The sequence below is a fragment of the Paenibacillus sp. ICGEB2008 genome, assembly GCF_000307675.1.
GTDB classification, from domain to species: Bacteria; Bacillota; Bacilli; order Paenibacillales; family Paenibacillaceae; genus Paenibacillus; species Paenibacillus polymyxa.
Window position 1 is genome coordinate 56,933 of the sequence record NZ_AMQU01000005.1, and the last position, 26,384, is coordinate 83,316.

General features: G+C 49.2%; 19 protein-coding genes, 3 pseudogenes and 1 riboswitch. Of the genes and pseudogenes, 11 read left to right on the top strand and 11 right to left on the bottom strand.

Annotation, left to right across the window (positions count from 1 at the left end; all coding sequences use genetic code 11):
- The first annotated feature begins 104 nt into the window (after positions 1-104).
- From C400_RS0103300 to C400_RS0103315, 4 genes are all read left to right on the top strand, one after another.
- Positions 105-659: a MarR family winged helix-turn-helix transcriptional regulator gene (locus C400_RS0103300; protein ID WP_017425968.1), complete on the top strand. Its 555-nt coding sequence runs from the start codon at positions 105-107 to the stop codon at positions 657-659.
- An 89-nt stretch (positions 660-748) separates the two neighbouring features.
- Positions 749-1,981: an MFS transporter gene (locus C400_RS0103305; protein WP_017425969.1), complete on the top strand. Its 1,233-nt coding sequence runs from the start codon at positions 749-751 to the stop codon at positions 1,979-1,981.
- A 277-nt stretch (positions 1,982-2,258) separates the two neighbouring features.
- Positions 2,259-3,392, top strand: coding sequence for a virulence factor (locus C400_RS0103310; protein ID WP_016820305.1), 1,134 nt, complete (start codon positions 2,259-2,261; stop codon positions 3,390-3,392).
- 122 nt (positions 3,393-3,514) lie between these two features.
- A riboswitch (Lysine riboswitch) is annotated at positions 3,515-3,717 on the top strand.
- A 134-nt stretch (positions 3,718-3,851) separates the two neighbouring features.
- Complete coding sequence (locus C400_RS0103315; protein ID WP_016820306.1) at positions 3,852-5,318, top strand: amino acid permease; 1,467 nt, start codon at positions 3,852-3,854, stop codon at positions 5,316-5,318.
- Positions 5,319-5,439: 121 nt separating this feature from the next.
- Here the strand turns inward: C400_RS0103315 and C400_RS0103320 are convergent, their stop codons facing one another.
- Positions 5,440-6,816, bottom strand: coding sequence for an MFS transporter (locus tag C400_RS0103320; RefSeq protein ID WP_017425970.1), 1,377 nt, complete (start codon positions 6,814-6,816; stop codon positions 5,440-5,442).
- 48 nt (positions 6,817-6,864) lie between these two features.
- Positions 6,865-7,992 (bottom strand): transglutaminase domain-containing protein, encoded by a 1,128-nt coding sequence (locus tag C400_RS0103325; protein ID WP_017425971.1) that lies wholly within the window; start codon positions 7,990-7,992, stop codon positions 6,865-6,867.
- 280 nt (positions 7,993-8,272) lie between these two features.
- Between C400_RS0103325 and C400_RS0103330 the strand changes: the two genes are divergently transcribed.
- From C400_RS0103330 to C400_RS26555, 3 genes and pseudogenes are all read left to right on the top strand, one after another.
- Positions 8,273-8,518 carry a FeoA family protein gene (locus C400_RS0103330; protein WP_016820309.1) on the top strand — a complete coding sequence of 82 codons (246 nt, stop codon included), beginning with the start codon at positions 8,273-8,275 and terminating at the stop codon, positions 8,516-8,518.
- Positions 8,509-10,519: pseudogene (feoB, locus tag C400_RS0103335) on the top strand (ferrous iron transport protein B). Before C400_RS0103330 ends, feoB begins: the two are co-directional and overlap by 10 nt.
- A 36-nt stretch (positions 10,520-10,555) precedes the next feature.
- Complete coding sequence (locus tag C400_RS26555) at positions 10,556-10,732, top strand: FeoB-associated Cys-rich membrane protein (protein WP_017425972.1); 177 nt, start codon at positions 10,556-10,558, stop codon at positions 10,730-10,732.
- A gap of 85 nt (positions 10,733-10,817) precedes the next feature.
- On the opposite strand, the gene xylB is transcribed toward C400_RS26555, so the two are convergent.
- Both xylB and xylA read right to left on the bottom strand, forming a co-directional pair.
- Positions 10,818-12,341 (bottom strand): xylulokinase, encoded by a 1,524-nt coding sequence (xylB, locus tag C400_RS0103345; protein ID WP_017425973.1) that lies wholly within the window; start codon positions 12,339-12,341, stop codon positions 10,818-10,820.
- A 56-nt stretch (positions 12,342-12,397) separates the two neighbouring features.
- Positions 12,398-13,714, bottom strand: a complete 1,317-nt coding sequence (gene xylA, locus C400_RS0103350; RefSeq protein WP_016820313.1) for a xylose isomerase — start codon at positions 13,712-13,714, stop codon at positions 12,398-12,400.
- Between the two features lie 135 nt (positions 13,715-13,849).
- On the opposite strand from xylA, the gene C400_RS0103355 reads away from it, so the two are divergent.
- Positions 13,850-15,022 carry an ROK family transcriptional regulator gene (locus C400_RS0103355; protein WP_017425974.1) on the top strand — a complete coding sequence of 391 codons (1,173 nt, stop codon included), beginning with the start codon at positions 13,850-13,852 and terminating at the stop codon, positions 15,020-15,022.
- A gap of 100 nt (positions 15,023-15,122) precedes the next feature.
- Here the strand turns inward: C400_RS0103355 and C400_RS0103360 are convergent, their stop codons facing one another.
- Complete coding sequence (locus C400_RS0103360; protein WP_013373091.1) at positions 15,123-15,353, bottom strand: glutaredoxin family protein; 231 nt, start codon at positions 15,351-15,353, stop codon at positions 15,123-15,125.
- Positions 15,354-15,408: 55 nt separating this feature from the next.
- Positions 15,409-16,350 (bottom strand): thioredoxin-disulfide reductase, encoded by a 942-nt coding sequence (trxB, locus tag C400_RS0103365; protein WP_016820315.1) that lies wholly within the window; start codon positions 16,348-16,350, stop codon positions 15,409-15,411.
- 281 nt (positions 16,351-16,631) lie between these two features.
- Here trxB and C400_RS0103370 point away from each other — a divergent pair.
- Positions 16,632-17,362: pseudogene (locus C400_RS0103370) on the top strand (ZIP family metal transporter).
- A gap of 81 nt (positions 17,363-17,443) precedes the next feature.
- Here the strand turns inward: C400_RS0103370 and C400_RS0103375 are convergent.
- Both C400_RS0103375 and C400_RS0103380 read right to left on the bottom strand, forming a co-directional pair.
- Positions 17,444-17,905, bottom strand: a complete 462-nt coding sequence (locus tag C400_RS0103375; protein WP_017425975.1) for a hypothetical protein — start codon at positions 17,903-17,905, stop codon at positions 17,444-17,446.
- 10 nt (positions 17,906-17,915) lie between these two features.
- Positions 17,916-18,470: an NAD(P)H-dependent oxidoreductase gene (locus C400_RS0103380; protein WP_017425976.1), complete on the bottom strand. Its 555-nt coding sequence runs from the start codon at positions 18,468-18,470 to the stop codon at positions 17,916-17,918.
- Positions 18,471-18,605: 135 nt separating this feature from the next.
- Between C400_RS0103380 and C400_RS0103385 the strand changes: the two genes are divergently transcribed.
- A complete protein-coding gene (locus C400_RS0103385) occupies positions 18,606-19,241 on the top strand; it encodes an HlyD family secretion protein (protein ID WP_016820318.1) in 636 nt (211 codons plus the stop codon).
- A 9-nt stretch (positions 19,242-19,250) separates the two neighbouring features.
- Positions 19,251-20,774 (top strand): DHA2 family efflux MFS transporter permease subunit, encoded by a 1,524-nt coding sequence (locus C400_RS0103390; RefSeq protein ID WP_017425977.1) that lies wholly within the window; start codon positions 19,251-19,253, stop codon positions 20,772-20,774.
- Between the two features lie 163 nt (positions 20,775-20,937).
- Here C400_RS0103390 and C400_RS0103395 read toward each other — a convergent pair whose 3' ends face one another.
- From C400_RS0103395 to C400_RS0103405, 3 genes and pseudogenes are all read right to left on the bottom strand, one after another.
- Complete coding sequence (locus tag C400_RS0103395; RefSeq protein WP_038978225.1) at positions 20,938-22,920, bottom strand: heavy metal translocating P-type ATPase; 1,983 nt, start codon at positions 22,918-22,920, stop codon at positions 20,938-20,940.
- Positions 22,921-23,226: 306 nt separating this feature from the next.
- The gene (locus C400_RS0103400; RefSeq protein WP_017425979.1) at positions 23,227-24,663 is read right to left on the bottom strand and encodes a PEP-utilizing protein; all 1,437 of its coding nucleotides are present in this window, start codon (positions 24,661-24,663) and stop codon (positions 23,227-23,229) included.
- Between the two features lie 305 nt (positions 24,664-24,968).
- Positions 24,969-26,384: pseudogene (locus C400_RS0103405) on the bottom strand (heavy metal translocating P-type ATPase); the annotation flags it as partial.

Here is a 26,384-nt window from a genome sequence, read left to right on the forward strand (position 1 = left end):
GTATTGAATGTAGCAGTATTTCTTTCTAGATATTGTTTTATTCATGACAATACGTTATATTGATAAATAGTTAGATAACCTAATTATATGAAAAGAGTGAACTTATGCCGCCAAAACAAAGTAAGCGGGACTTCATCCAGCAATCTCTTCCTCGTCTGGGCCCAGAACCTTATCTAAAGTTAATGGATCAAACTGCCCTTGCAGAAACAGACCGGCGACTTGCCCGTATTGGTCTCTTCTTGCTATGGACAGGTGATAATGTGCTCGACGCGGTAGATTTGGATCTAGCTGCTTACGGCCTGACAGAGAGTAAGCTAGATTTATTGTTGCTATTGACATTGCACCAATCCCAGGCTCAGATGAGCCCCTCTATGATTGCTGACCGTCTAGGCATCCGACGTGCATCTGTAACATCCCTCCTGGATTGGACAGAGCAACGAGGCTGGATTATCAGAGAACATAGTTCTACAGACCGGCGCAAAATTCATGTACGCATTACAGAAGCGGGTTCTCACCTTGTACAGCAAGTGCTCCCTGTATTTTGGTCTTCCTGTGCTTCCCTAGCGAGTATTTTGGAGCCCGAGGAACAGATCGTTTTTTCACGGATTATAGAAAAAATCCATCATCATATGGAAGACAAACTGGGGGTGGGCAGGTAATTTTTTTTGAACATATAATTAGGTTATCTAATATATTTAATTGTTTGTATTTCAAATTACTTATTTGATGATGAAGGAGTGTTCTATTGATGAGTAAACTACGAACAAAAGATACCCTTATCCAGAAGGAAAATGTTGCTCTCCCTTATGCATGGATGACTGTAATCCTATGCTGGTCAGCGGTTGTCGTCATGTCCAGCCTGTATGTGACGATCCCTTTGGTCCCTCTCTTTGCTAAAGTATTTGGAAAAACGCTAGCTGAAGCAGCTCTGCCGGGAAGTATCTTTTCCTTAGGCTTTGCGGCGGGATGTCTTATTTATGGAGGATTGTCTGATCGCTTTGGACGCAAGCAGATTATCGTCGCTGGATTGCTCGCATTGACGATCCTTTCGTTATCCCTCAGCTTAACCAGTCAGTACTCTGTATTAGTTGCACTGCGCTTGCTTCAGGGCTTGGCGGCAGCCACCTTTTCCCCCGTTGCTCTCGCATACGCCGTAGACATGTTTCCAACCGAAAAACGGGTAACGGCCATCGGCTTTATCAGCACCGGTTTTCTAGTGGCAGGTATTGCCGGACAGGTGTTTAGTATTATCATCAGCGAACAAATCGGATGGAATATGGTATTTCGGATGCTAGGTGTTTTGTACGCAATCACCTTCCTGATCGTTCTTTTTTTCCTGCCTAAAGCTCCCTCCCCGCAACGAGGGGTTCGTATTTTGGCAGCCTTCGGTCAGTTGGGGACCGTTCTGCGTTCGTATCCTTTATGGTTAAGCTACACGATTGCTTTTGTTCTTCTGATGTCATTTGTGAGCATGTATACGGTTTTGGGAAGCTACCTTGGCAGTCCCGAATTTGGCCTGAATAGTAGACAGATGCTATATGTCAGGTCGGCTGGCATCATCGGCATGCTTCTCTCACCCTTCGCCGGAAAATTGGCCCTGAAATTCGATGTACACCTTGTATTACGTACAGCTCTTCTTCTTTCCATCCTTAGCTTGGCGCTGATGGGAATGACACATTCTCTAATAGCTATCGTGGTATTAAGTGTATGTTTTGTCAGCGGCATTGCCCTGAGTGTCCCTTCACTCATTACAATAGTTGGTCAGCTCGGCGGGGCAGCAAGGGCCATAGCGGTCTCACTATATACCTTCATCCTGTTTGCCGGTACGAGTATAGCTCCTATGCTTTCCATTCGTTTGATGGGGAATGGCGGCAATCAGATGACTACATTTATGCTGCTGGCGGCTGTTCTGTCTGTGGGACTTATCGCCTCCCTGCTCATTCGCCGCCGTCAAAACGATCCACTGAAGCGGGATGCATAATACAACATCAGACTAAAACCGAACTTAAAAGTTACCTATAGCGCCACTGCGCAATCGGATGGTACTTCCCATCGCCACCGCCCCCGGATTTCTAGAATAAAACCTATGAAATACTCCTATTTAACAGGTATACTCATCTAAATCATGTGATATATGTCATTGTGTTTTCTCTATAAACGAAAACTCTCTCTTTGGAGACCTACGCAGAATGAGGTACAATACAGATAAGCTATATATGATATATGGAGAACTTTTGAACAGGAGGCTGTACCGAGCTATGAAGATAACATCTATCGAGCCAACTCCCAGTCCGAACACCATGATGCTGCATCTGGATGAGCGGCTGGAAGCGGGTATCCGCAGAACATATACACGGGACAATGAGCGTTCGGCTCCCCCATTTATCCGGCGTATGCTGGCCATTGAAGGGGTCAAAAGCGTGTTTCACACGACTGATTTTGTAGCCCTTGACCGTAAAGGAAATGCCGATTGGTCTACTATTCTGGGTCAGGTCCGGGATCAGCTAGGCGAGGAAGGTGCTGACGCGAATTGGGATTTACCAGAGGAAACCTCTGGGGAAGCGTTTGGTGAAGCACAGGTTTTTGTACAATTTTTTCGCGGCCTTCCCATGCAAATTCGAGTTAAAGCCGGTCAGCAGGAGGAACGAATTTCCTTGTCCGACCGTTTCGTGCAAGCCGTTACCCGCGTAGCGAGTGCAACGCTGATCAAAGAACGTAAGCTGAGTGATTACGGCGTCCGCTACGGTGAACTGCCGGATATTGCTCGCGAGGTTGAGCAGGAATTGGAGGCAGCCTTTCCGCAGGATCGGCTGGAACAAATTATCCAGCAGGCGATTGCCCACGGCGCGGACAACAGCGAATTCGTGGAGGAACGCCGCGAGTGGAGCGATGCCGAGCTGAAGCAGGCCCTGCAACACGAGGACTGGCGCACACGCTACGCTGCACTGGATCGGCTGGAGCCGACGCCCGAGCATTTGCCGCTGATCCGGCAAGCGCTGCATGACGACAAAATGCAGCTGCGGCGGCTGGGAGTCGTCTATCTGGGCGATATTCGTACACCGGAGGCGATGGAACTGCTGTTCGAGGCGCTGCGCGATCCTTCAGCGGCAGTACGCCGCACTGCTGGCGACACGTTGTCGGACATTGGCGATCCCGTCGCTACCAGTGCTATGATCGGAGCCCTATCGGACAGCAGCAAGCTGGTTCGCTGGCGTGCAGCCCGTTTTCTATACGAGGTTGGAACCGAGGATGCGCGTGATGCGCTGGAGAAGGCCGTCGATGACCCCGAATTCGAGGTCAGTCTACAAGCTAAAATGGCGCTGGAGCGCATCGAATCAGGCGAGCAAGCCGCAGGTACGGTTTGGCAGCAGATGGCCAAACGGAACTCCTGATTTAAGAATCGATAAGTGGATTTTCAAAAAATTGTCGATTGTCAGAAGGTGTACAGGTACGATATACTGTAGTTCGCTATACAATAATAATATCATGTCATACACCTCATCAACCTGTTTTATGATGAGGTAGAGGTCGCGGATGTAATCAGTACACTGGAGGAGACGCCAAGAGCCGTCTGAGATTCCAGTAGAAAGGTACACCCGCCGAAGTATGCGGAGCTGACTCTTTGTAAATACTCCGTATGCTGGGGCTGCTAACCGAAAGGAGCAGAACTGTCACGCGATGTCCTAACACAGACACGTGTGTTGAGCTATCTTGTTATAGAAGAAGGTATGGTGCGGAATGCATAGACAAGACCGCAGGCGTATTCCCTGCGGTCTTTTGATTTATATACTCCCCCTCCTTCTGGCTCTTGCCCTGACATGAAATACAATTTCATGAAGGAGTGTTTGAACGTGCAACACAAAGCAACACCTGACGCAACCTTGCGTAAAAGTCTCAAAGCCCGCCATATGACGATGATCGCCCTCGGCGGCTCGATCGGAACAGGGCTATTCCTCGCCAGTGGAGGCGCGGTCGCCGAAGCTGGACCTGGCGGTGCCCTGCTGGCTTATGCAGCAGTTGGCCTCATGGTCTACTTCTTAATGACCAGCCTCGGTGAGTTGGCTACGTTTATGCCTGAATCCGGCTCTTTTAATACCTATGCGGGTCGCTTCGTTGATCCGGCTTTTGGTTTTGCCATGGGCTGGAACTTCTGGTACAACTGGGCAGTAACGATTGCTGCCGAATTGGCAGCAGCGACCGTGCTCATCAAATACTGGTTTCCAGAAAGTCACTCTGCTTGGTGGAGTCTGTTATTCTTGGCCATAATCTTCTTGCTGAACGCGTTGACAGTCAAAGGCTACGGTGAGTCCGAATACTGGTTCGCGATGATTAAAATTGTGACTGTAATCATCTTTTTGGCCGTAGGGGTGCTGATGATTTTCGGCATCATGGGTGGTCCTGCGGTAGGCTTTGCCAACTTCACGGTAGGAGATGCCCCGTTCCATGGTGGATTCTTCGCTGTATTAGGCGTATTTATGGCTGCGGGCTTTTCCTTTCAGGGAACCGAGCTGATTGGGGTAGCCGCAGGCGAGAGCGAAAATCCGCGTGACAATGTGCCACGTGCCATCCGTCAAATCTTCTGGCGTATCTTGTTCTTTTATATTCTCGCGATTCTCGTTATTGGTTTGATCATTCCGTATACGAATCCGAATCTGTTGCGAGGAGATATCAGTGATATCGGAGTCAGTCCGTTCACGCTCGTATTTGAAAAAGCGGGGCTTGCCATTGCTGCCTCAGTCATGAACGCCGTTATTTTGACTTCCGTATTGTCGGCAGGCAACTCGGGTATGTATGCAGCGACTCGGGTACTGTACGCTTTGGCGCGGGAAGGTAAAGCCCCCCGTTTCCTTGGGCGTATCAATCGACGCGGCATTCCTATGAATGCACTTCTGATTACGACTGCTGTTGGTATGCTGGCTTTTCTCGCCTCCCTGTATGGAGACGGTGTAGTCTATAACTGGCTGCTCAATGCCTCAGGAATGTGCGGATTTATTACGTGGGTTGGGATTGCAGTCAGCCACTATCGTTTCCGCCGTGCCTTTACTGCACAGGGTCACAGTCTGAGTGAGCTTCCATACAAAGCCCGCTGGTTCCCGTTTGGACCGTTGTTCGCCTTTGCTCTATGTATCATTGTCATTATCGGGCAAGGGACGGATGCCTTCACCGGACAGGAGATTGACTGGAAAACGATGATCGCTACGTATATGAGTGTGCCGCTGTTCCTTCTGCTGTGGCTTGGCTACAAATGGATTAAACGTACTAAAATCGTTCCATTAAAAGAATGTGATTTGAGTTCAAATCCGCCTTCGGATAAATAATAGAATACCGTGTGTGATAAAAAGCCCGTCTCCACATATCAGGGAAACACGCTGATACACCTGGTCCCAAGACCGTTATCCGCATGTTCCCCTGTATTGCCCGGAGACGGGCTTTTTCTGTTTATTTGGAAGAAGCAGCTACTTCAGCTGATAAAGACATAGATAAGGCACGACGACTAAAAATACCGTATATGACAGCAATCAGCGTCAAGACTGCTGAAAACAAGTACAAATTAACGATACCCAGATGATCTGCAATCCAGCCCATTAAAAGCAGCGAAATACAAAACGTCAGGCTTGTCAGCGTAGCCTGGGCGGACAGCACCTTAGGCAAATCATGTATCGACACACTCATTTGCATCATCGTGCGGCGGGAGACGACCGACATTTCCGCAGGTAGCCCCATCAACAGCACGATAAGCAGCGTTAGTGGCGGTAATGTGTTCAGTGCATACCAAGCTGTCAGCAGTCCATAGCCTGCCATTCCTGCCAGCATGGCGGGCAGCAGTCTGCGCTGCAACAGCTTGACGCAGGCAAGAACTACGATGCCGCCACCAATCGCCCCTGCAAAATACGCGGCATTGATGTATCCCCACCATGCCTCGCTCTTGTGCAAGACCTGCTGAGCGAAGGCAAGCGTGAACGCGCCTACCCAAACCGATCCCCCCAGCAGGTCAATCATATCCATAAAAATAAGAGCCTTCAGTCTGCGACTGGCTCCGATGAGACTCCAACCTTCTCGCAGTATTTCCTTTTTACGTTTAGGAGGCACCGACGGACTCTCTGATTCCGGACCATACAGCTTATCTTCCAACTGTGCGGGAGGCAAGTCATGGTGCCCTTGTCCCGGCTCGGTTACAGCCTCATAAGCTGAGACATCTCCATTTTGCACCCTTGTTCCAGGCTGAAGCAAATAATGGGCTTTGCGTTCTAGGGGATCTCGAATCAAGCTGGTGAAGATCAGCGCTATCATATACAGACCGCCAGCCACCAGCAATGTTTTTTCCGAGCCCAGCATAGCTACGAGCACCCCACTAAGCCCCCACCCCGCTAATTGCACCGTCTGATCGCTGACCGATACCAGACTGTTTGCCCGCATGAGCCCTTCCCCGGAAGCAAGGCGGGGAATCAGCGCATTGCGCGCAGGTGTAGTCCAGCCGTCCAGAAAGGACATGGCTGTCACCAACGCAAACACAATCACCCATACGGGCTCCGTGCCCGCTGACCACAAGTGGCCCAGCAGTACAGCGAAGAAGGCCAGTTGTCCGAACTGGGAAACGAATAAAATAAATGGAAGCTGGAACCGGGCCAAAATGAGCGGTGCCAAAAAGCCGCTGATCATCTGTGCACCCATTCGCAGCAACGGAACGAGCACCGAAGAGAAGATCGAGTCCGTTTCATGAAAAACCAGAGACACAAGTGCCATAATGTAAAGAATGTCGGCCGCATTGGACATCGTCTGCGTGCCAAGCAAATAGGTAAAGGAACGCTTGTGCATATAAATTAGAATACTCCTTTGTTAATGTAGCTTTTTACAGCAAAATCATCAGGTCCATTTTAGGGTTACACGAAGATTGCCGGTACTTCCAAGATCCGTAATCTGATAGGAAATGGACTTCAAGCCAAGTTGATATAAGGATTGCAAATCCTCCTTGAGGCTTCGTTCCGTCCCCTGATAGCCGAAGGTAAGTGACGTTCCTCCCTTATTTATCACCTTATGAACCTGCTCCTTGATATCGGCGGATGATTTGACCAGCCCCTTGCCGTCTTGCAATGGATATTCCAGGTTATTGTACAGTTTTTGATACACGGTAGCCTTTGATCCTCCAGTAGCTATCAATGCCGATAAGGTTTCCCGATACGATGTATTCGCCTGAGGGTATTGTTTCACCCATGAGTGATCCCGTCGCATTTCTGAATCCGTCAGCAGATAATATGAAGTGCTTACCTCGTTCGCGCGATCGGGGGTCGGGTCATCCCATGTCGTATCCATGTGATACCATCGGCCATCTAATAAAACAAGATTCCATGCATGCAGCTGTCCCCCTGCTCTACCCTCCACAATCCGATTCGTAATCCCTGCTCGTTCGAGCATTTTATAGGCCAACAGTGAATAACCCTGACACACCGTGCTTCCCGTTTTCAGGCCATCGTAGGCTGTGTACTTTTGCTGTGCTTCATCATACTTCAGGCGAACGACGATCCAATCATGAATGGCCTTCACCTTTTCGTGATCCGTCATTCCCTTCGTAATGATATCCCCCAACACAGCTTGAACTGTGCTATCCACATATGCCGTCTGTTCCTTCGTCTCCCGGTAGCTTAAACGAATCGTAACCTGGGCGGAGGTGGTTGTGCCTGTATAGCTGAATGCGTAGCTTTTGATCGTATAATTCACATACGGATCGCTCTCCATCGCCTGTTGGATGGCTGTCTGTAGCTGCTGCTTGAGACCGTTCACTCGCCCTTGATATGTAAAGGTCAGCGTTTCACTCCGCGTAGCCATTGCCTGTAAAAGCTTGTTCTGAAGCTGCTGCGAGGATACAGAGGAAGTCGGCTTGACCGACGACGCATACACATTGCTGCCCCACTCTACAGCCTGCGGCAGCAACACAGCCAGCGCCGCACCTGCAACCAGACATTTTACAAGCCTAACCCCGATTTTTCTGTTCATACAGAGCGTTCCTGCCCTTCTTAGCATAGTTGTAAACAGCTCTATCTTACCATAAAAACAGTTGCCCCAAACGCTCTAGTTTTGTCGGTTGCAGGCGAGTAAGAGTGCATTTAAAGGCAGGTTGTGACACCATGCTCTGCTATATAACAGTTGGGACCTTAGGCAAACATGTCGTTCGCAGAGAATTTTATCACAGCAATCTAGTACTCCTCATGATATGGTACTGGCATCGGAAGTAAATGATATTGATTCTCATTCTAGATCAGAAAGGCTGAGCACCATGCCAGAATGTATCTCGCTCCTTCGTACGCCATTAGGCCAAACTGTGCGTTTGCAATCTCTTGCCCCTCTTCACCCCTCATTGCGCCGACGCTTAACAGACATGGGCATCAACGAAGGCTCCATCATACGCTTAAAAAAAATCAGTCTATTGGGCGGTCCTATTGTTATTGAATGCAACGGACAGCTGGTCGGCCTCCGTCAAAATCAAGTGAAACAACTGGAGGTTGTTCCGACATGGACATGATCGCTCTTTTTGGCAATCCCAATACAGGTAAAACCTCATTATTCAACAAACTGACTCGTACGTATGCAGAAGTAGGCAACTGGTCCGGCGTCACCGTGGAAAAGAAAACAGGAATTCTGCGTGACAAGTCTGCCGTATTGGTGGATTTGCCAGGTGCCTACTCTTTACTCCCTCTGTCGCTGGATGAAGGCGTCGCTACTCGTTATTTGCTGGAGGAGCCGCCTGCGGCGCTGATTAACATCGTGGATGCCTCCCAGCTCCAGCGCAATCTTTATCTGACTGTACAGCTATTGGAATACGGTCGTCCGCTTGTACTCGGTTTAAACATGACTGATGTAGCCGATGCCACCGGTCTTCGGGTAAACAAGGAACTGTTGGCTGATCAATTGAACGTTCCCATTATTCCTATGGTGGCACGTACAGGTAGCGGAAGTAAGCAAATGCTTGCTTCCCTTCGAGAGGTCAGACATACATCCAATGCTTTTCAACTAGATTACGGCCCCGCCGTCGAAGCTGCTATTAAGGATATTTGCAACTTGCTGCCGAATACATCTGTACCTCAGCTCCGTTGGGCCGCATTACAATGTCTGGAAAACAATCCGGTCGTCATGGAATGGATGACGAATGAGAAACAGCGTGAACAAGTAACGGCACGCATCCAGCGTTGCGAAGAAGAGCTTCTCAGGGAAGGGTATGCCATCCCCCCCGCTCAGCATATTCGTTCTGTACGAACAGCATGGATTGCTGATCTGTGCACCAAGGCAATTGATACATCCAAACTCAGACCTCACAGCCTGACGGATAAGCTGGATGCACTGCTAACTCATCGGTACTTGGGGATACCGATCTTTTTACTGCTGATGTACGCTACTTTCAAGTTTACCTTCGATTGGGCGGGTACAATTCTTTCAGATATGCTAGATGAATTTTTTTCAGGGACACTCAGCAGCTGGATTTCTGAATTACTCGTTCACCTGAACGCGTCCGCTTTTACACAAAGTCTAGTCGTGGACGGCATCGTGGCTGGGGTCGGGGGTGTGCTAGTTTTTCTGCCTCAAATTGCTATTTTATTTCTGATTATCTCGGTGATTGAAGACTCTGGGTATATGGCACGGGTCACGATACTCATGGATCGCTTGATGCAGGCTGTTGGCTTGAACGGGAAAAGCTTCATTCCCTTCATTATTGGATTTGGTTGTAATGTTCCGGCCATTATGGCGGCACGCACCATCGAACAACCAAGAGAACGCCTCATTACAACGTTGCTGGTACCCTTTATGTCATGCTCGGCCCGCTTGCCAGTCTATGCGTTGTTTGCAGGTGTGTTTTTCCCGTCACATGCGGCAAGCATTATCATGCTGATGTATGTGTTAGGGATCACCGTATCGCTTATACTTGCCAAAATTTTTTCCCAAAGTATCTATTTTATCAGGTGAGCCTTCCCTCTTCATTGTGGAGCTCCCTCCCTATCGGGTACCGCAGGCTCTTACCTTATTTCGCAGCACATGGGAAAAGGTCAAAGGCTTCGTCCGTAAAGCCGGAACGATTATTCTTGCAGGCTCCGTTGGCATCTGGCTCTTGTCCAATTTCGGTCCGCAGGGCTTCGGGGTAGAAATGGATGACAGCCTGCTCGCTACAATTGGAGGATGGTTTGCACCTCTATTGGCCCCTCTTGGTTTTGGTACCTGGCAAGCAGGCGCGTCCCTGCTCACAGGTTTTATGGCCAAGGAGGTAGTCGTATCGACTATGAATATCATTTACCACGTTCCCGATATGCAGGGATTGGAACTGCAAGTCAGTCATGCTTTTACACCGCTTGCCTCATTTAGCTTTATGGTGTTCATTCTGTTGTATGTGCCGTGTCTGGCCACGGTAGCGGTTATTCGCAAAGAGACACTCTCTTGGCGCTGGACTGCATTTTCTGTGATCTATCCTTTGACCGTGGCATATATCATCGCCGTCTTGATCTATCAGTGTGGCAGATTATTAGGTTGGGGTTAATTCAGACCCTACAGTATATAGAAGGAAGTGGATTCCATGATCAATGTAATTATTTTATTGGCGATCCTCGGTTATAGTGCGTGGGTGTTGGTACGATTTTTGCGAAAAAGCCGCCAAGGCGCCTGTGCCGGCTGTTCATCAAGCAAGTCATGTCCGGGCTGTGCCGTGAGTTCAGTGAATGAAGATCCTGCGAAAATGAAGAAAAGTATTTAATTCATAACATCATTACATGTAAAAAGCGGCTTCGGGGATTTCTACACCCGAAGCCGCTTCTCATTTAAGCTCAAAGCTCACCATATTACCGATAGACCGCCAAATGATCACTTAGCTCCCGTGTGTGTAGATACACTTCACGGTATAGCTCGTATAAGCCTTCATATTGTGCCACACGTTCTGGGTTCGGCGAATATCTTGCTGCTTCACGCAGAAAAGCTTCAGCGCACGCTTGCAGCGATTCAAACCACCCGCTACCATAGGCAGCCAGCATAGCTGCTCCCAAGGCAGGTCCCTGCTCACTTTCCAGCTTGACGATATCCGTGTTAAAAATATCGGCCTGCATTTGCAGCCATGCCTCATTACGCGCACCGCCGCCGATGGAAATCACTTCATTCACCGTTTTTCCCGTGCCTCTAAGAATATCAATGGATTCCTTGAGCGAAAACGTAATTCCCTCCAGCACCGCTCGTGTAAAATGCGCAAGCTTATGCCCTGCATCCATCCCGATAAAGCTGCCTCGAATAGTTGCATCCGGATGAGGCGTACGTTCGCCTACGATATAAGGCGTGAACAGCAGCCCGCGGCTGCCCGGCTCGACCGAGTTCACATCTTCCAACAATGCGTCAAAGGAATGTTCTGGCGCAAAGGTATCCTTAAACCAGGTCAAGCTGTATCCAGCCGCGAGTGTAACTCCCATGATATAATAAGCATCCTGCTCACTATGATTAAAAAAATGGGCTCGCCCCTGAACGTCGATATCCTTGCGTTCCTCATAGGAAAGCACAACTCCTGAGGTGCCGATGCTGCACAAGGTGCGGCCTTCGCTCAAAATGCCAGCGCCAATCGCGCCACATGCGTTGTCTGCTCCACCTGCATAGACCTTGGTCTCAGACGAAAGCCCGCTCTGCTCCGCAATCTCCGGCAATAGTGTACCCGTCTGGTCAAAGGATTCCACCAGTGGCGGGAACAGCGACAGCGGCAGATCAAACGTAGTTGCGATCTCTTCGCTCCACTGCTTGTTCGCGATGTCCAGCAGTAATGTGCCCGCCGCATCCGAATACTCCATCGCCAGTTCTCCTGTGAGACAGTAGCGTACATAATCTTTGGGCAGCATAAAATGGGCCGCACGAGCCAGCACGTCTGGCTCATGCTCCTGCACCCACAGCAGCTTGGGCAGCGTGAAGCCTTCCAGCGCGCGGTTGCGCGCGATACTTAGCAGCGCTGGCCCGAGCTGTTCTTCAATACGGCGGCATTGTGCCGTTGTGCGCGTGTCATTCCAAAGAATAGCCGGACGAAGCACTTGGCCTTCCTTGTCAGTCAGCACAAGCCCGTGCATCTGCCCCGAAAAGCTAATGCCGTCCACAGCATCTGTTCCGGCGATTCCGGCCTTCTCCACAAGCTGTTTCAGTGATGCTAACGTGCCACTGACCCAGTCCTCAGGATGCTGTTCGCTATACCCTGCTTTCGGCTGATGGAGAGGATAGGACTGTGAGGTTTCATAAGCCACTTGCCCCTTGCGGTTGACCAGCACCGTTTTAACTGCGCTGGTACCCAAATCCACGCCGATGACATAACGCTCCTGCTCCTGATTTAGCTTCTCCTGCATTGGAGTTCCTCCTTCCCTTTATCGTGAAATCCTTATTTCATATATAAGCTCTGGCATTAATCAGCCAAAATGTATTGATTTAATGTTGCTTTCAGATATTCCTGACGACCGGATACGTTTTTGCGTGGTGTTTCGTTCGCCAGAGCATATTCAGCCAGAGAAGCAAGCGTTGCTTTTCCGGATACAATATCTGCTCCAATGCCTTCCTTAAAGCTGCTGTACCGCTTCTCAATAAAGTCCTCAAACACACGATCCTCGATCAGTTTGGCGGCTACCTTTAGCCCCTTCGCATACGTATCCATACCCGCAATGTGAGCGAGGAACAAGTCTTCTGGCTCAAACGATGCTCTGCGCACCTTGGCATCAAAGTTGATACCGCCACGGCCCAGACCTTCATTTTGCAACACTTCATACATAGTTAGTGTGGCATCATACAGATCAACCGGGAATTCATCCGTATCCCAGCCCAGCAGCAAATCGCCTTGGTTGGCATCTAGGGAACCCAACATGCCGTTAACCCGTGCTACACGTACTTCATGATCAAAAGTATGACCCGCCAAGGTTGCATGGTTAGCTTCCAGATTCAGCTTGAAATGCTGATCCAGATCATATTTTTGCAGGAAGGCAATCGTCGTCGCCGCATCAAAGTCATACTGATGCTTGGTTGGCTCCTTCGGTTTTGGCTCAATCAGGAACTGAGCGTCAAAACCGATTTCACGCGCGTAGTCCACAGCCATATGGAACATCCGTCCCAGATTGTCCTGTTCCAACTTCAAATCTGTATTCAGCAGTGTTTCGTAGCCTTCACGGCCTCCCCAGAATACATAGTTATCTGCGCCCAGACGTTTGCCCACTTCCAGTCCTTTTTTAATTTGAGCAGCTGCGTGTGCGTATACATCTGCATTGCAAGTTGTCGCAGCTCCATGCAAATAACGTGGATGGCTAAACATGTTCGCCGTGTTCCACAGCAGCTTTTTCCCCGTAGCCTTCATGTGCTCCTCAATCAGATCCACGATGGTATCCAGATTGCTGTAAAATTCCTTCAGTGACGCGCCTTCAGGTGCAATATCCACATCGTGGAAAGCAAAATAAGGTAAATTCAGCTTATCCAACAGCTCAAAGGCAGCTTCCACACGTGCCTTCGCCAAATCTAGTCCAGTAAACTTGGACCATGGACGTTCCGCAGTCTCTACTCCAAAAGGATCAGAGCCACCTGCAACCAGCGTATGCCAATACGCCATACTAAACCGCAGATGCTCCTCCATCGTTTTTCCCGCTACCATTTCCTGAGGATTATAAAATTTAAATGCAAAAGGATTATCGGATTGCTTGCCCTCGAATTTAATTTTAGATACTTGTTCGAAATAAGCCATTATAAGTTCCTCCTTTGTAGTAAACGTTTACAAAAACGATTCTAGCACAGCCAAGAAACTTTGTCTATTGCTTAAACTAAGTTTATTTTTATGATATAATAACGGGAATTACATCAACAGGAAGTGAAAATAACCATGAATGTTACTGGCGATCAGGCGCTTGTCAAAAAGCTGAATAAATCCATTGTATTGGAGCGAATCCGCCTTCATGCCCCTCTATCGCGGGCACAGTTATCCAGTCAAACCGGATTAAACAAGGCCACCGTGTCCAACCTGGTTGCAGAGCTTATCACCGATGGATTGGTGTATGAGACAGGATTAGGAGAATCCAGCGGTGGGCGTAAACCTTTAATGCTGCTGTTCAACAGCCGTGCAGGCTTTGTGCTCGGTATCGAGGTTAGCGTACAGTACATCAAGGGTGCTCTGACCGATCTGGCAGGTACCATTGAAACAGAGCTTACCCTTTCTCTAACCCAGCATGATCCTGACTTTGTCATCGAACAAATCCGTAAGCTCGTTCAGAAGCTCATGCAGGTCACTCCTCCCTCCCCTCACGGTATTGTTGGCATTGGGTTGGGGGTACCGGGTATGGTGGATGAAACCGGAAATGTTTTATTCGCACCCAATCTGGGCTGGGAAGAGGTTCCGCTGCGTCAACAGCTTGAGACAGAGCTGGGTCTTCCCGTAGTGGTGGATAATGAGGCCAACGTCGGTGCACAAGGTGAATTGTACTATGGTATGGACGCCGATCATCGGCAGCTTGTGCGGGATCTGGTCTACATCAGTGCAGGCTCCGGGATCGGGGCCGGAATTATCATTGATGGCAAGGCGTATCAAGGGGCTTGGGGATACGCGGGTGAGAGTGGGCATATGTCCATAGACTGGAACGGGCGCCTCTGCTCCTGCGGCAGCCGAGGCTGCTGGGAGCTGTATGCTTCGGAGAAAGCGTATGTAGCATCCGCATTGAAATTGCCTGCACATAATACAGTGGAATTACTCCCGTTTGCCCGGCAAGGTGATGCGAGTACATTAAGCGTCCTTGGTGAAATAGGGCGCTATTTAGGTGTAGGTATTACCAATATTGTGAACAGCCTCAACCCCGGCATGCTTATCATTGGCGGTCCGCTTGCGGAAGCCAGACCTTGGTTGGAGCAAAGTATGCGTACAGTGATCGAAGAGCGGGCCCTGCCCTATCACCGTCGGCAATTACAGATTCGTTTCTCCACGCTTGGCAGCCGTTCGACGATGCTAGGTGCTGCCTATGCGGCAACGGCTCCTTTTCTCGGGCGTGTACGTGTATCTTTGTAAAAGACCAAAAACAGGCCCCCCGTCGCAGTATGTAACTGCGGCGAGGGCCTTGTTTAAACCATATGACGATCACAGAACCGTCGTCTGCTGTTAGGCTGGATTAAGCGTTCAACACTTTTTCAAACTTGGTTTTGTTCATACCGGAAATACGTTCTTCCCCAATCAGAGTCAATGGAACGGCACGAATGCCCATATCCCACACCTCTTGCGCAAAAGCTTCATTGGTTTCAATGTTGCGTTCTTCGTATTCGACGCCTTTTTCAGCCAGGTAGCTTTTTACTTGACGACAATGCGGGCAGTTTGTAGATGTGTAAACTATTGCTTTTTCCATGAATATCACCTCATCATTTATTTTGTTACATCATATTTATACACACCTGCAAGTATTACAGGGCCAGTGCACTGTGCTCCAGACTTTCAATGTATTTCTCGCTGTCCATAGCAGCCATACAACCACTACCTGCTGCGGTAATCGCTTGTCTGTAGCGTGTATCCTGTACGTCGCCACAAGCGAATACGCCAGGCACGTTTGTTTCGGAAGTACCCGGATTAACGACGATATAACCGTTCGCATCCGTTGTAATTTGTCCCTCAAGGAAGCCTGTATTCGGATGATGTCCAATCGCCACGAATACGCCGCTCACTGTAATGATTTCCTCTTCACCTGTTGCATTGTTCAGCACTTTCAAGCCAGTTACTCCGTTTTCGTCTGCAACTACTTCTACAGGAGTACGATTGAGCGCCCATTCAATTTTGCTGTTCGCACGAGCACGATCCTGCATAATTTTAGAAGCTCTCAATTCTTCACGACGATGTACCAACGTTACTTTGGAGGCAAAACGAGTCAGGAAATTAGCTTCTTCCAGTGCAGAGTCCCCACCACCGATAACAACGATTTCTTTGCCACGGAAGAAGAACCCGTCACAGGTAGCGCAAGTGCTCACGCCGCGTCCGATGTTATCCTGTTCACCGGGAATCCCCAGGTATTTGGCAGTCGCCCCTGTGGAAATAATCAGCGTATCGGTAACCAGTTCACCCAAACCTTCTACATCCAGTGTAAATGGACGAGCAGTTGTGTCTACCTTGTTCACCCAGCCTGTGCGGAATTCAGCGCCAAAACGCTCCGCTTGCTTACGCATATTATCCATCAAATCGGGTCCCATGATTCCTTCAGGAAAGCCTGGAAAATTCTCAACTTCTGTAGTCGTGGTTAATTGTCCGCCTGGCTGCGGTCCTTCGATCACCAGCGGGTTCATATTAGCACGTGCCAGGTAAATAGCGGCGGTCAAACCGGCAGGGCCGGTACCTATAATAATGGACTTGTACATATCTTGGTTCCTCCTAAAATATCATAAGTATTATATAGCGAGTTTTCGGTACCGGGCGCTGGGCTGCTGCATATACTCTAAAAGTACTGCTGGCAGAAGCTCATCCCAAAAAGTGGACACCCGGATGTTGTAAAAACGAATCACTTGTTTTATAGCCTTTTATGACTTAGACTGATTCTAAATCCTAATTTCATTATGCGGAAAGAGCTGTAAACAGTCAAATGAAGTTTTCATGAAGCGAAGCTTAAAGATAAATGAGGTATGGAGGGATTATCCCGATTATGAATGACGTTTTCGTAGGTAGCTTAATTTCTGCCTTGTCCACTGGACTTGGCGCCGTGCCTATTCTGTTTATGCGTAATATCACGCACCGGCTTCGTGATGTTCTACTGGCTTATGCCGCAGGAATTATGACCTCTGCATCGGTGTATAACCTGATTCCAGAAGCGATACAGCATTCCAATTGGTTCGTGCTGACTGCGGGGATTTTGCTCGGTTGCCTCGTATTACTGGTGATGGAAATGTATATCCCCCATGCCGATTTGGAGGACCCGGATTCCAAAACTTTTCAATTGGAGTCCAAATCTTTTCTCATCATCGCAGCTATTACGTTGCACAACTTGCCGGAAGGGCTCTCTGTTGGGGTCAGCTACGCGAGTGAGACTCAGAATCTAGCAATCTCATTGCCTTCTCTATCGGTCTGCAAAATGCCCCGGAAGGCTTTATTGTAGCGTTATTCCTGGTGAATCAAAACATTGGGCGTTTCAAGGCATTGGGCATTGCTACCCTAACCGGGGCTGTGGAAATCATCACCAGTCTGATCGGCTTTTACTTGAGCAGCTGGGTGAACGGACTGGTGCCGTATGGTCTTGCTTTTGCTGCCGGGGCTATGATGTTTATCGTTTACAAGGAACTGATTCCCGAAAGTCACGGGGATGGTAACCAGCGAATCGCCACATTTTCCTTTATTCTTGGCTTGATTACGATGATCGGGCTAACCGAATGGCTATAGCCGTGCAACACAAAAAGGCTGTCTTCTGCCTGTATTCCAGACAGTAAAGCAGCCTTTTTGTCATGTTCAAATGAAGGGATCTCATTTTTTTCGGTTCATGGAACGCAGTGCTTCACGATACTGCTCGTCCTCACTTTTGGAATTCTCCTTCTCTCCATTAGAGAGTCGGGAATGTCCATCCTTTTCTTCGTCCTTTCCAGCAAAACCACGCAAAGCCGCACGATAATCCTGGTCCCCGTAGGCACCTTCTGTATTCTCGCGATCTTTCTCCACCTTTATATCCGTTTGGATATCAGGCAATTTGTGCTGCTCCTCTGCACGATGTTCTTCAACGCTCGAATTCTTAGGCTGGATCTCTCCCGTATGCTCCGTCAATTCATGCGCCTTGGGTTCCACCTGCACAGGATATGGACGTTTGCTTCTTTGCCGGGATTCCTCTTGGTTGGGGCGATTCTTGGCCGAGGACTTGCGCGTCATCTTCGTATTAAATACCAGCAAAAAGATAAAGGCAACCACAGCTACTACAATAAAAGCAATGGTCATCGGCGGCCTCCTATTCTTTTTCGGCGTTACGGTACCGTCCCGCCATCTCAGCGACCCGTTTGCCCAAAGAGCGACCTAACGCAAGATCATCCCCCGTTGGAAGGTTGGGCGGCCCATCGGGGTCTGTCTCCACCGGACATGTTACCCCTACGCCGTAATAGGAGCCGTAGAGCGCATTCTCTGTGATGCTAGCGGGCAGGCCTACAATAATCATACCTTGATGAAGCATAGGAGTAATCAAATTCAACAGCGTTGATTCTAATCCACCATGAACGGTAGCGGTTGTGCAAAACACAGCCCCGATTTTGTCCACTAGCTTGCCCTGCGCCCACAGATACCCCAGCCTATCAATCCAACTCTTCAGACCGCTACTGATGGTACCAAAATGACCCGGGCACCCCCATATGATCGCATCTACGCTTACAAGCTCATTCACATCGGCCTCATTCACATGTTTTAGCATCACTTCTGTGTGATCCAGGCGTGCCCCTTCTGCGATCGAGCGAGCAAGACGTTCGGTATGTCCATTTTCACTGTCATATACAATCATAATTCTGGTCGTCATTATGCACATCATCCTTTGTCAGCAAGATCATCCTTTTGGCATACGCTCTTAACCTTTCCCAAAACCCATCTGAATATTATGAATCGTTTGACGAATACTTTGAACATCCAAAAATACTAGGGAGGCATGCACAATATGAATTCGCGCGCCATATTAGTTAACCTGCTGGTAATCATCATTATTCTGGCAGGAGGTGGAGCCGCCGCCTATTACTACAATCAGTCCGCCAACTACATAAAAACCGATAATGCCCAAGTGAGCGGACAAGCGGTTACCGTTGCCTCTCCAAGCGCGGGCAAGCTCACAGGTTGGAATGCTGAAGTTGGTAAGACGTACACCGCTGGCAGCACGCTGGGCAGTGTTGAAGGAGGCGGAAGCCGAATTAGCGTTACGATTCCAACTGATGGTACCGTTGTGCAGCAAACGGCTGTCAACAACTCGATAGTCGGGGCGGGTACACCTTTAGCGAAAGCCTTTGATCTGAACAATCTTTGGATTACTGCCAATATAGACGAAACGGCCGTGCAGGATCTCCAGGTAGGTCAGACCGTAGACGTGTATATTGATGCTTACCCGGATACATCCCTGAGCGGTAAGCTCGAAAAGATCGGTCTGGCGACCGCCTCCACCTTTTCACTGCTGCCTACTTCCAATACCACTGCCAACTATACCAAGGTGACGCAGGTCGTGCCTGTTACCATTTCCATTCAAGGTTACAAGGGGCTGGGAATTATCCCGGGAATGAGTGCGACGATCAGAGTTCACAAGTAGGAGGCTGTCATGGATCAAAAAATGTCCGTCGGACGCATTCTGTCCGTGCTGCTGCTAGGCGCCTTCATTTCGATTTTGAATCAAACGTTGCTGAACGTGGCGATTCCGCACTTGATGAATGATTTCAATGTGTCTGCCACAACCGTTCAATGGCTATCCACCGGATATATGCTGACCAACGGGATTTTGATTCCAATCACCGCTTTTCTCATTGAGTCATTCGGGACACGTGCCCTGTTCATATCCGCGATGGGGTTATTTACTGCCGGGTCTGTCGTCTGCGCTGCCAGCACCGGCTTCGCGCCTATGCTGGTTGGACGCGTGATTCAAGCCAGCGGTGCGGGCATCATCATGCCTGTGGTGATGAACGTGTTCCTGACTGTATTTCCTCCCGAAAAACGGGGGGCTGCTATGGGAACCATGGGGATCGCCATGATGTTTGCTCCGGCGGTAGGACCCACTTTATCTGGCTGGATTGTGGAGCACTACAGTTGGCGGCTGCTATTTTTATTAGTAATTCCGCTGGCGATCATTGATATTCTGTTTGCTGTGCGCTGGCTCAAAAATGTGTCCAAGCTGACAAAACCGCATTTTGACCTGCTGGGAACCATTTTTTCCACCCTTGGTTTTGGCCTTTTGTTGTATGGCTTTAGTTCAGCTGGAGACAAGGGCTGGAGCAGCAATACAGTTATACTCTCGCTCGCTTTTGGGATCGTGTTTATTGTGTTTTTTGTCGTGCGTGAGCTGAACATGTTGGAGCCTATGCTGGAATTCCGTGTATTTAAATATGATATTTTTACGGTATCTACGCTGGTTGGGGCTACGGTCAATATGACCATGTTCGGCGGGATGCTGCTACTGCCGATCTATTTGCAAAATATACGCGCCTTTACACCGCTGCAATCCGGTCTGCTGCTGTTGCCGGGTGCACTGCTGATGGGTGTGATGTCACCGATATCAGGGGCAGTATTCGATCGTATTGGCGCGAGACCGTTGGCGATCATCGGGCTAATCATTACGGCAGTCACGACATGGGAATTCAGTCTGCTGACCGATGCCACCACCTATGGACATATTATGATCATCTATACGATTCGCAGCTTCGGGATGTCACTGCTGATGATGTCCGTCCAGACGGAAGGGCTCAACCAGTTGCCTCCACATCTCGGCAGCCATGGTACTGCCATGTCCAATACAGTACGGCAAATCGCCGGATCTATCGGTACCGCTTGGCTCATTACTGTAATGAGCAGCCGGACTACGGTTCATATGGCAGATTATGCGAATGTAGCTACCACAGCCAATGTCTCTGTAACTGAAGGCGTATCACAACTGGGACAGACCCTCGCACAAACAGCGGGTATTTCTGCGGAAAGCGGCTCTGCACTCGCGATACAACAGGTATACGGAAGGGCTGTTACAGAATCGACGATCCATGGTATTAATGATGCCTTCATCATTGCAACCGGAATTGCACTGGCGGGATTACTGTTTTCCCTGTTCTTGCGGCGGTCTACACCGCGTCGTAGATAGTCGTACAGCAGTCGCGATTAGAAGTATGAGATAAACTTTGCCTTGCATACAAAATAGACTAACACTACTAAAGAAAGAAGGAGCATTCATCCCCCTTGGATGTATGAGGGTTGAATGCTCCTGACTGTTTGTAATCTTGTGATTTGTGAATTAGTTTATAGTCTTATGACCGCAATAAGCGCAGGCCGTTCAAAATGACAAGCAGTGTACTACCTTCATGCCCAATGACCCCAAATGGCAGGGCTATATTTTGCACAAAATTACTGATCACCAGCAGCACAATGACACTTACCGCGAAGATCATATTTTGTTTGACCACTCGCTGCGCCTTGCGCGCCAGTGCTATCGTCGGAGCAATCTCCTCAATTCCGTCGTTCATTAGTACCACGTCTGCGACCTCCAGGGCTGCTCCGCTGCCATGCATCCCCATACCTAGCCCTACGGTTGCTGCGGTCAAAGCCGGAGCGTCATTCACACCGTCGCCGACCATAACGACATGCCCATATTGCTCTCGCAGCATGCGAATATGACTCACTTTGCCCTCCGGCATTAAGCTAGCATATACGGCGTCGACTCCAGACTCTGCCGCGATCACGGCAGCCGTTTCCGGACGGTCTCCGGTCAGCATGACGACCCGAATCCCCTGCGCTTGCAGGCGTTTCACGGACTCTCGTGCCTTCGGACGCAGCTCATCACGTAGCGCCAGCATCCCGGCAATCCGATCATTCGCGAGAATGATGGATACGGTTTTGCCCTCGGCTTCCAGTCGTGCTCGACTCTCCACCCACTCTGGCTCAGTCAGAAGACCAGGTTCATCCAGCACGTTCGTGCGACCGATTTTCCATTTTACCCCGCCTATAATGCCTTCCATCCCCCATCCGGTAAGGGCCTGCACTTGCTCGGCTGTGAGCAGCTCTCTCTGTCCCAATTCAGCTTCGGCTTTGGTTACAATCGCTCGCGCCAGCGGATGTAAGGAATAGCTTTCGATTGTCGCGACAATGTGCAATAGCTCATCAGCATCGTAATCTGGGGCGATAATCCAATCCGTGACCACAGGTGAGCCCTTCGTTAACGTGCCCGTTTTGTCAAAAGCAACAACCGAAGTCAATGCCATATTCTCTACATGCGCGCCACCTTTGAACAGAATGCCCCTTCGGGCACGGTTGGAAATAGCGGATAGCATTACTGGCATAATGGATGACACGAGCGCACAAGGTGAGGCCACGACAAGGAATACCATCGCCTTGTAAAACGCTGCTGCCCACGTCCAGCCCAATACAAGGGGCGCACCCACAATGACGATCAGCGTGACAGCAACAACAATTCGAGCGTATACCGATTCAAATGTTTTAATAAACCGCTGCGAATCGGGAACCTCGGTCCGTGCCTCTTCTACCATACGAATAATTTTTGAGAATAAAGTATCTTCCGAGGACTGGCTGACCTCCACATATAGCACACCTTCTCCATTAATGGTGCCTGCATATACTTCGTCACCTGCCTCTTTGTTTACCGGAACAGATTCCCCGGTAATGGATGCCTGATTCACTGCCGACACACCTTTGGAGACTCGACCGTCCGCCGGAATTAGTTCGCCCGGCTTAACCAGCAGCAGATCGCCTGGCAACAGCTGCTCAATGCCAACCGTTTCTGTTCCGTCGTGAGACAAGCGCAAAGCCGTTTCCGGTTTCAACGCCATGAGCTCGGAAATGTCCTTACTACTACGCTCCGTGGTATAGCTCTCCAGCGCACCGCTGAGTGCAAAAATAAAGATCAGCATAGCTCCTTCATTCCAGTAGCCAATAGCCGCAGCTCCTAAAGACGCAGCGATCATGAGCAAATTAACATCCAGATCATGTTCTCGGATCAGGGTTTCAATCCCTTCTCTGGCTTTGGACCAGCCTCCAAGGGTATAAGACACTACATAGAGAATGATGGATAGCCATTGCCACCAATGTGAGACTCCCCATGCCATCAGCATTAGCATTCCACTGCCTAGAGCAGCCTGCATCTCCTTATTTTTCAGCATGCTTTTGAGCTGAAATTGCGGTTTGCGATTGGGACCGGGTCGTCCGCTGCCACTGTTTTTTGAAAGTGCTCGGTTAGAGGGAGACAATGTATCTTGTAATCGTTGAACTGCTTGCATCTTGTCACGTTCCTTTCCATTTTTGGTTCCTTGTACTTGCATCTCATTGAGAATGATATCCATTGTTAAGTGCCCTAAAATAGCACATGCTGCTTCGGGAAGCCCGAAGCAGCATGTTTGGCAATGAGAATGATAATCATTTTTGCATCTATACAATTATTTTGGCTTAGAGAAACTTTTGTTTTATTATATACCCTTTCTTTTCCGCTTGTAAACTGCTAATAGCCTAAATAAAAAAGATACCCGCGTAAACAACGCAGGTATCCTCCATATTTCAAAGCGTTCTATCACATAAATTCTTCAAGGCTAAAGTGGAAACTTCCACGCATGGGTGTGTGCAGTTTCTGATGTGTGTTGCCGATTGGCTTGCTGTTGCAGCCTCCAACGCGCAGCCGCAAGACGTACAGTAGGAACTTCTGGGTCTGAGCAAATGACCCCCGTTAGCTCGTTCTCCCAGATCCAATTCCTATCTAGGAAATGGTGAATTTTATCTATCGCCACCCATATAGGAACCTCAGGCTTTACACGCCGAACAGCTTCCATTATGCGTTTTATCGTATCATTAGCATTCTCATGCCCATCAGCAACAGATGGAATCAACGGATCCCCAGCTCTGATACCAGCAGATGGAGCTGGTAAAACTTCTAAAATGACCGTATCGGCAAAGCGTGCCAAATCTGCGGCTTGAGCCGCCTGCTTGGTCTGTCGTGCGCTCACTTCGGACATGTCATCGGCGTTGTCCGACTTCTCCGACTGTGCGGATTGCTCATCCCCTATTTGACCTGCATTAGGCACCAAACTTGTATCAACCGTCAAAAGTACACCTACCCGATATGGAACGCACCGCAGGCGGCCACATAACGTTTGCTCGGCAACGCCGTCAATCCAGTCTCGGATGGTCTGGAACTGGTTTACGTTAGTCGGATTGCGCACCATAATCTCCAGCCGTGGTTCACCTCCCTGTCGCATGCTTCGCAACGCTGCACGCAGTAGGGCCTCCAACTGCATATCTTGCAGGCTTCCAATGCCCACTGCATTGTTCTGCTCAGTTAAAGCTATAGTCAACGGCAATCCGTCCAGCAACTCAAACAAGCCCTCGTACTCTGTTTCCAGCAGGCCAATGATTCGTCGGGACAGGTGCTCACACAATCCAGGCAAACCAGATGCTTTATTAAATGTTGTGTACGTCTCTGATGCACGGGAACCGGGGGCAAGGATGGGATCGGGCTCCCCGGCAAGGGCATGAATCTTTTGTCCAGACTCTGCCGCGTCCAAATAGGCATAGCATAATTCCCTCACGCGGCCGGATGCCAGTGACAATGGACCATGCAGAAGGCTATAACCGTCAAGATCGCGTATTCCTGTACTTTTACGACTCATACTTGCAGGAGCATCAGCATAAAGCCGTATGGAGGTGTCGCTGTATTCATCGCTCCATTTTAGTAGTGTGTCCATGGCTTGCTCTGTATCATTGCCGTTATTCAGCATCGATTCTCCAAGTAATTCCGGGTTTGCAGCCAGCAATGCCTCCGCTCGACTGATTGCACCCTGCTCGGCTAAACTAACCAGCCAGCCCAATGGATCTTCCTCCTGTGCAGCAGATACTTGATGGCTTCCTGCTCTTAGCGTCTCCATAGCCAATCTTCGTGCAGCAGACTCCATACCTGGCTCTGGAACGTTGCAATCCCGGCTGTTTATGCCACCCAACAGCTCTGCGAATACCTGCATCAGTTTAGCCTCCATGCTAGTAATCCATCCTTTCTTTCTTCAGCAAGTTGGCACACACGAATTCGAGTACCCCTCCAAATAAAGAAAACGCTTACTAATTACTGACCAACCGAATGTTACATGGGTCTTACTTATAAAGTCCCTACCTTAAACGTATTAGACCCTCCCCACATTTATACATCTCTGCACAACAACTATATATGAGAAAAATAGGTCTCTATACTGCTGAAAGCACATGTCTACACAAAAAAGGCTGCTATAAAAACACCCCCTGTTTTCATAGGATGTCTACATCCAATGTTAACGGGGGTGTTCCCTTTTTATTCGTCAGAACCAACCTTCAGCACACGCATCACATTTAATACGGCTAGCAGTGTTACACCTACGTCGGAGAATACAGCCTCCCACATAGTAGCAATACCAAACGCGCCCAATGTGAGAAATACTGCTTTGACACCTAGCGCAAATATAATGTTTTGCCATACGATACGGCGTGTGCGTTGGGCAATATGAATCGCCGTCACCAGCCTTGAAGGCTCGTCGTTCATGATTACGATATCTGCTGCTTCAATCGCAGCGTCCGAACCCAAACCGCCCATCGCTACACCAACATCTGCCAAGGCAAGTACAGGTGTATCATTAATTCCATCGCCTACAAACAAGATTTTATCGCTCGGTTTTTTACTTGCAGACAACTGCTCAATGGCTTCGGCTTTATGCTGAGGCAACAGTTCTGCCCGTACTTCATCCAGACCTAACTGACGTCCTACAGCCTCGGCAACTGTCCGATTGTCACCTGTTAGCATGATGGTTTTGACCACCCCCAGCTTTTTCAGCGAAGCAATCGTTTTGGCCGCATCCTCCTTAACCTCATCCGATATCAGAATGCAGCCAGCATACGTTCCGTCTACAGCCACATGTACGACCGTTCCTTCATCCATTGGCCCTGCTTGCTGCGCCACATTAAAACCAATACGCTCCCGCTCCATCAGCTTAGCGTTTCCGGCCAATACCTTGTGCCCATCGATCTGGGCCTGAATCCCGTGGCCGGATATTTCGCTATATTGCTGCACTCGCTCCGTTAGAAGTTCATTGCCATAAGCTTCACGCAAGGAAGCTGCGATAGGATGCGTGGAGTGCATCTCGGCCAATGCAGCAGTCTCCAGCAGACTTTCCTTCGTAAAAGCTTCGGCAGGATAAATCCCGGTCACGTGGAACACACCTTTGGTGAGCGTACCCGTTTTATCAAAAACAGCGTATTTTACATGATTCAGGGCTTCAAGATAATTACCGCCCTTGATCAGCACACCTGAACGGGAGGCTGCCCCGATTCCGCCAAAGAAGCCCAGTGGAATGGACACCACCAGCGCACACGGACAAGAAATAACGAGGAAGACAAGCGCACGATATAACCAATCTGCAAACTGTGCACCCGGCACAACAAGCGGAGGAACAACTGCCAACAACAACGCTACAATAACCACTACAGGAGTATAATATCTGGAAAATTTCGTGATAAACTTTTCAGTCGGCGCTTTTTTGGCACTCGCATTTTGCACCAGTTCCAAAATTTTGGAGACCGCAGATTCACTAAATTCCTTGCTGACCTCTACCGTCAGAAGTCCATTCGTGTTCACAAATCCACTCATCACACTGCTTCCCGCTCAACGGTACGAGGCACAGATTCACCGGTCAACGCCGAGGTATCAACATGCGATTTACCTTCTACAACCTTA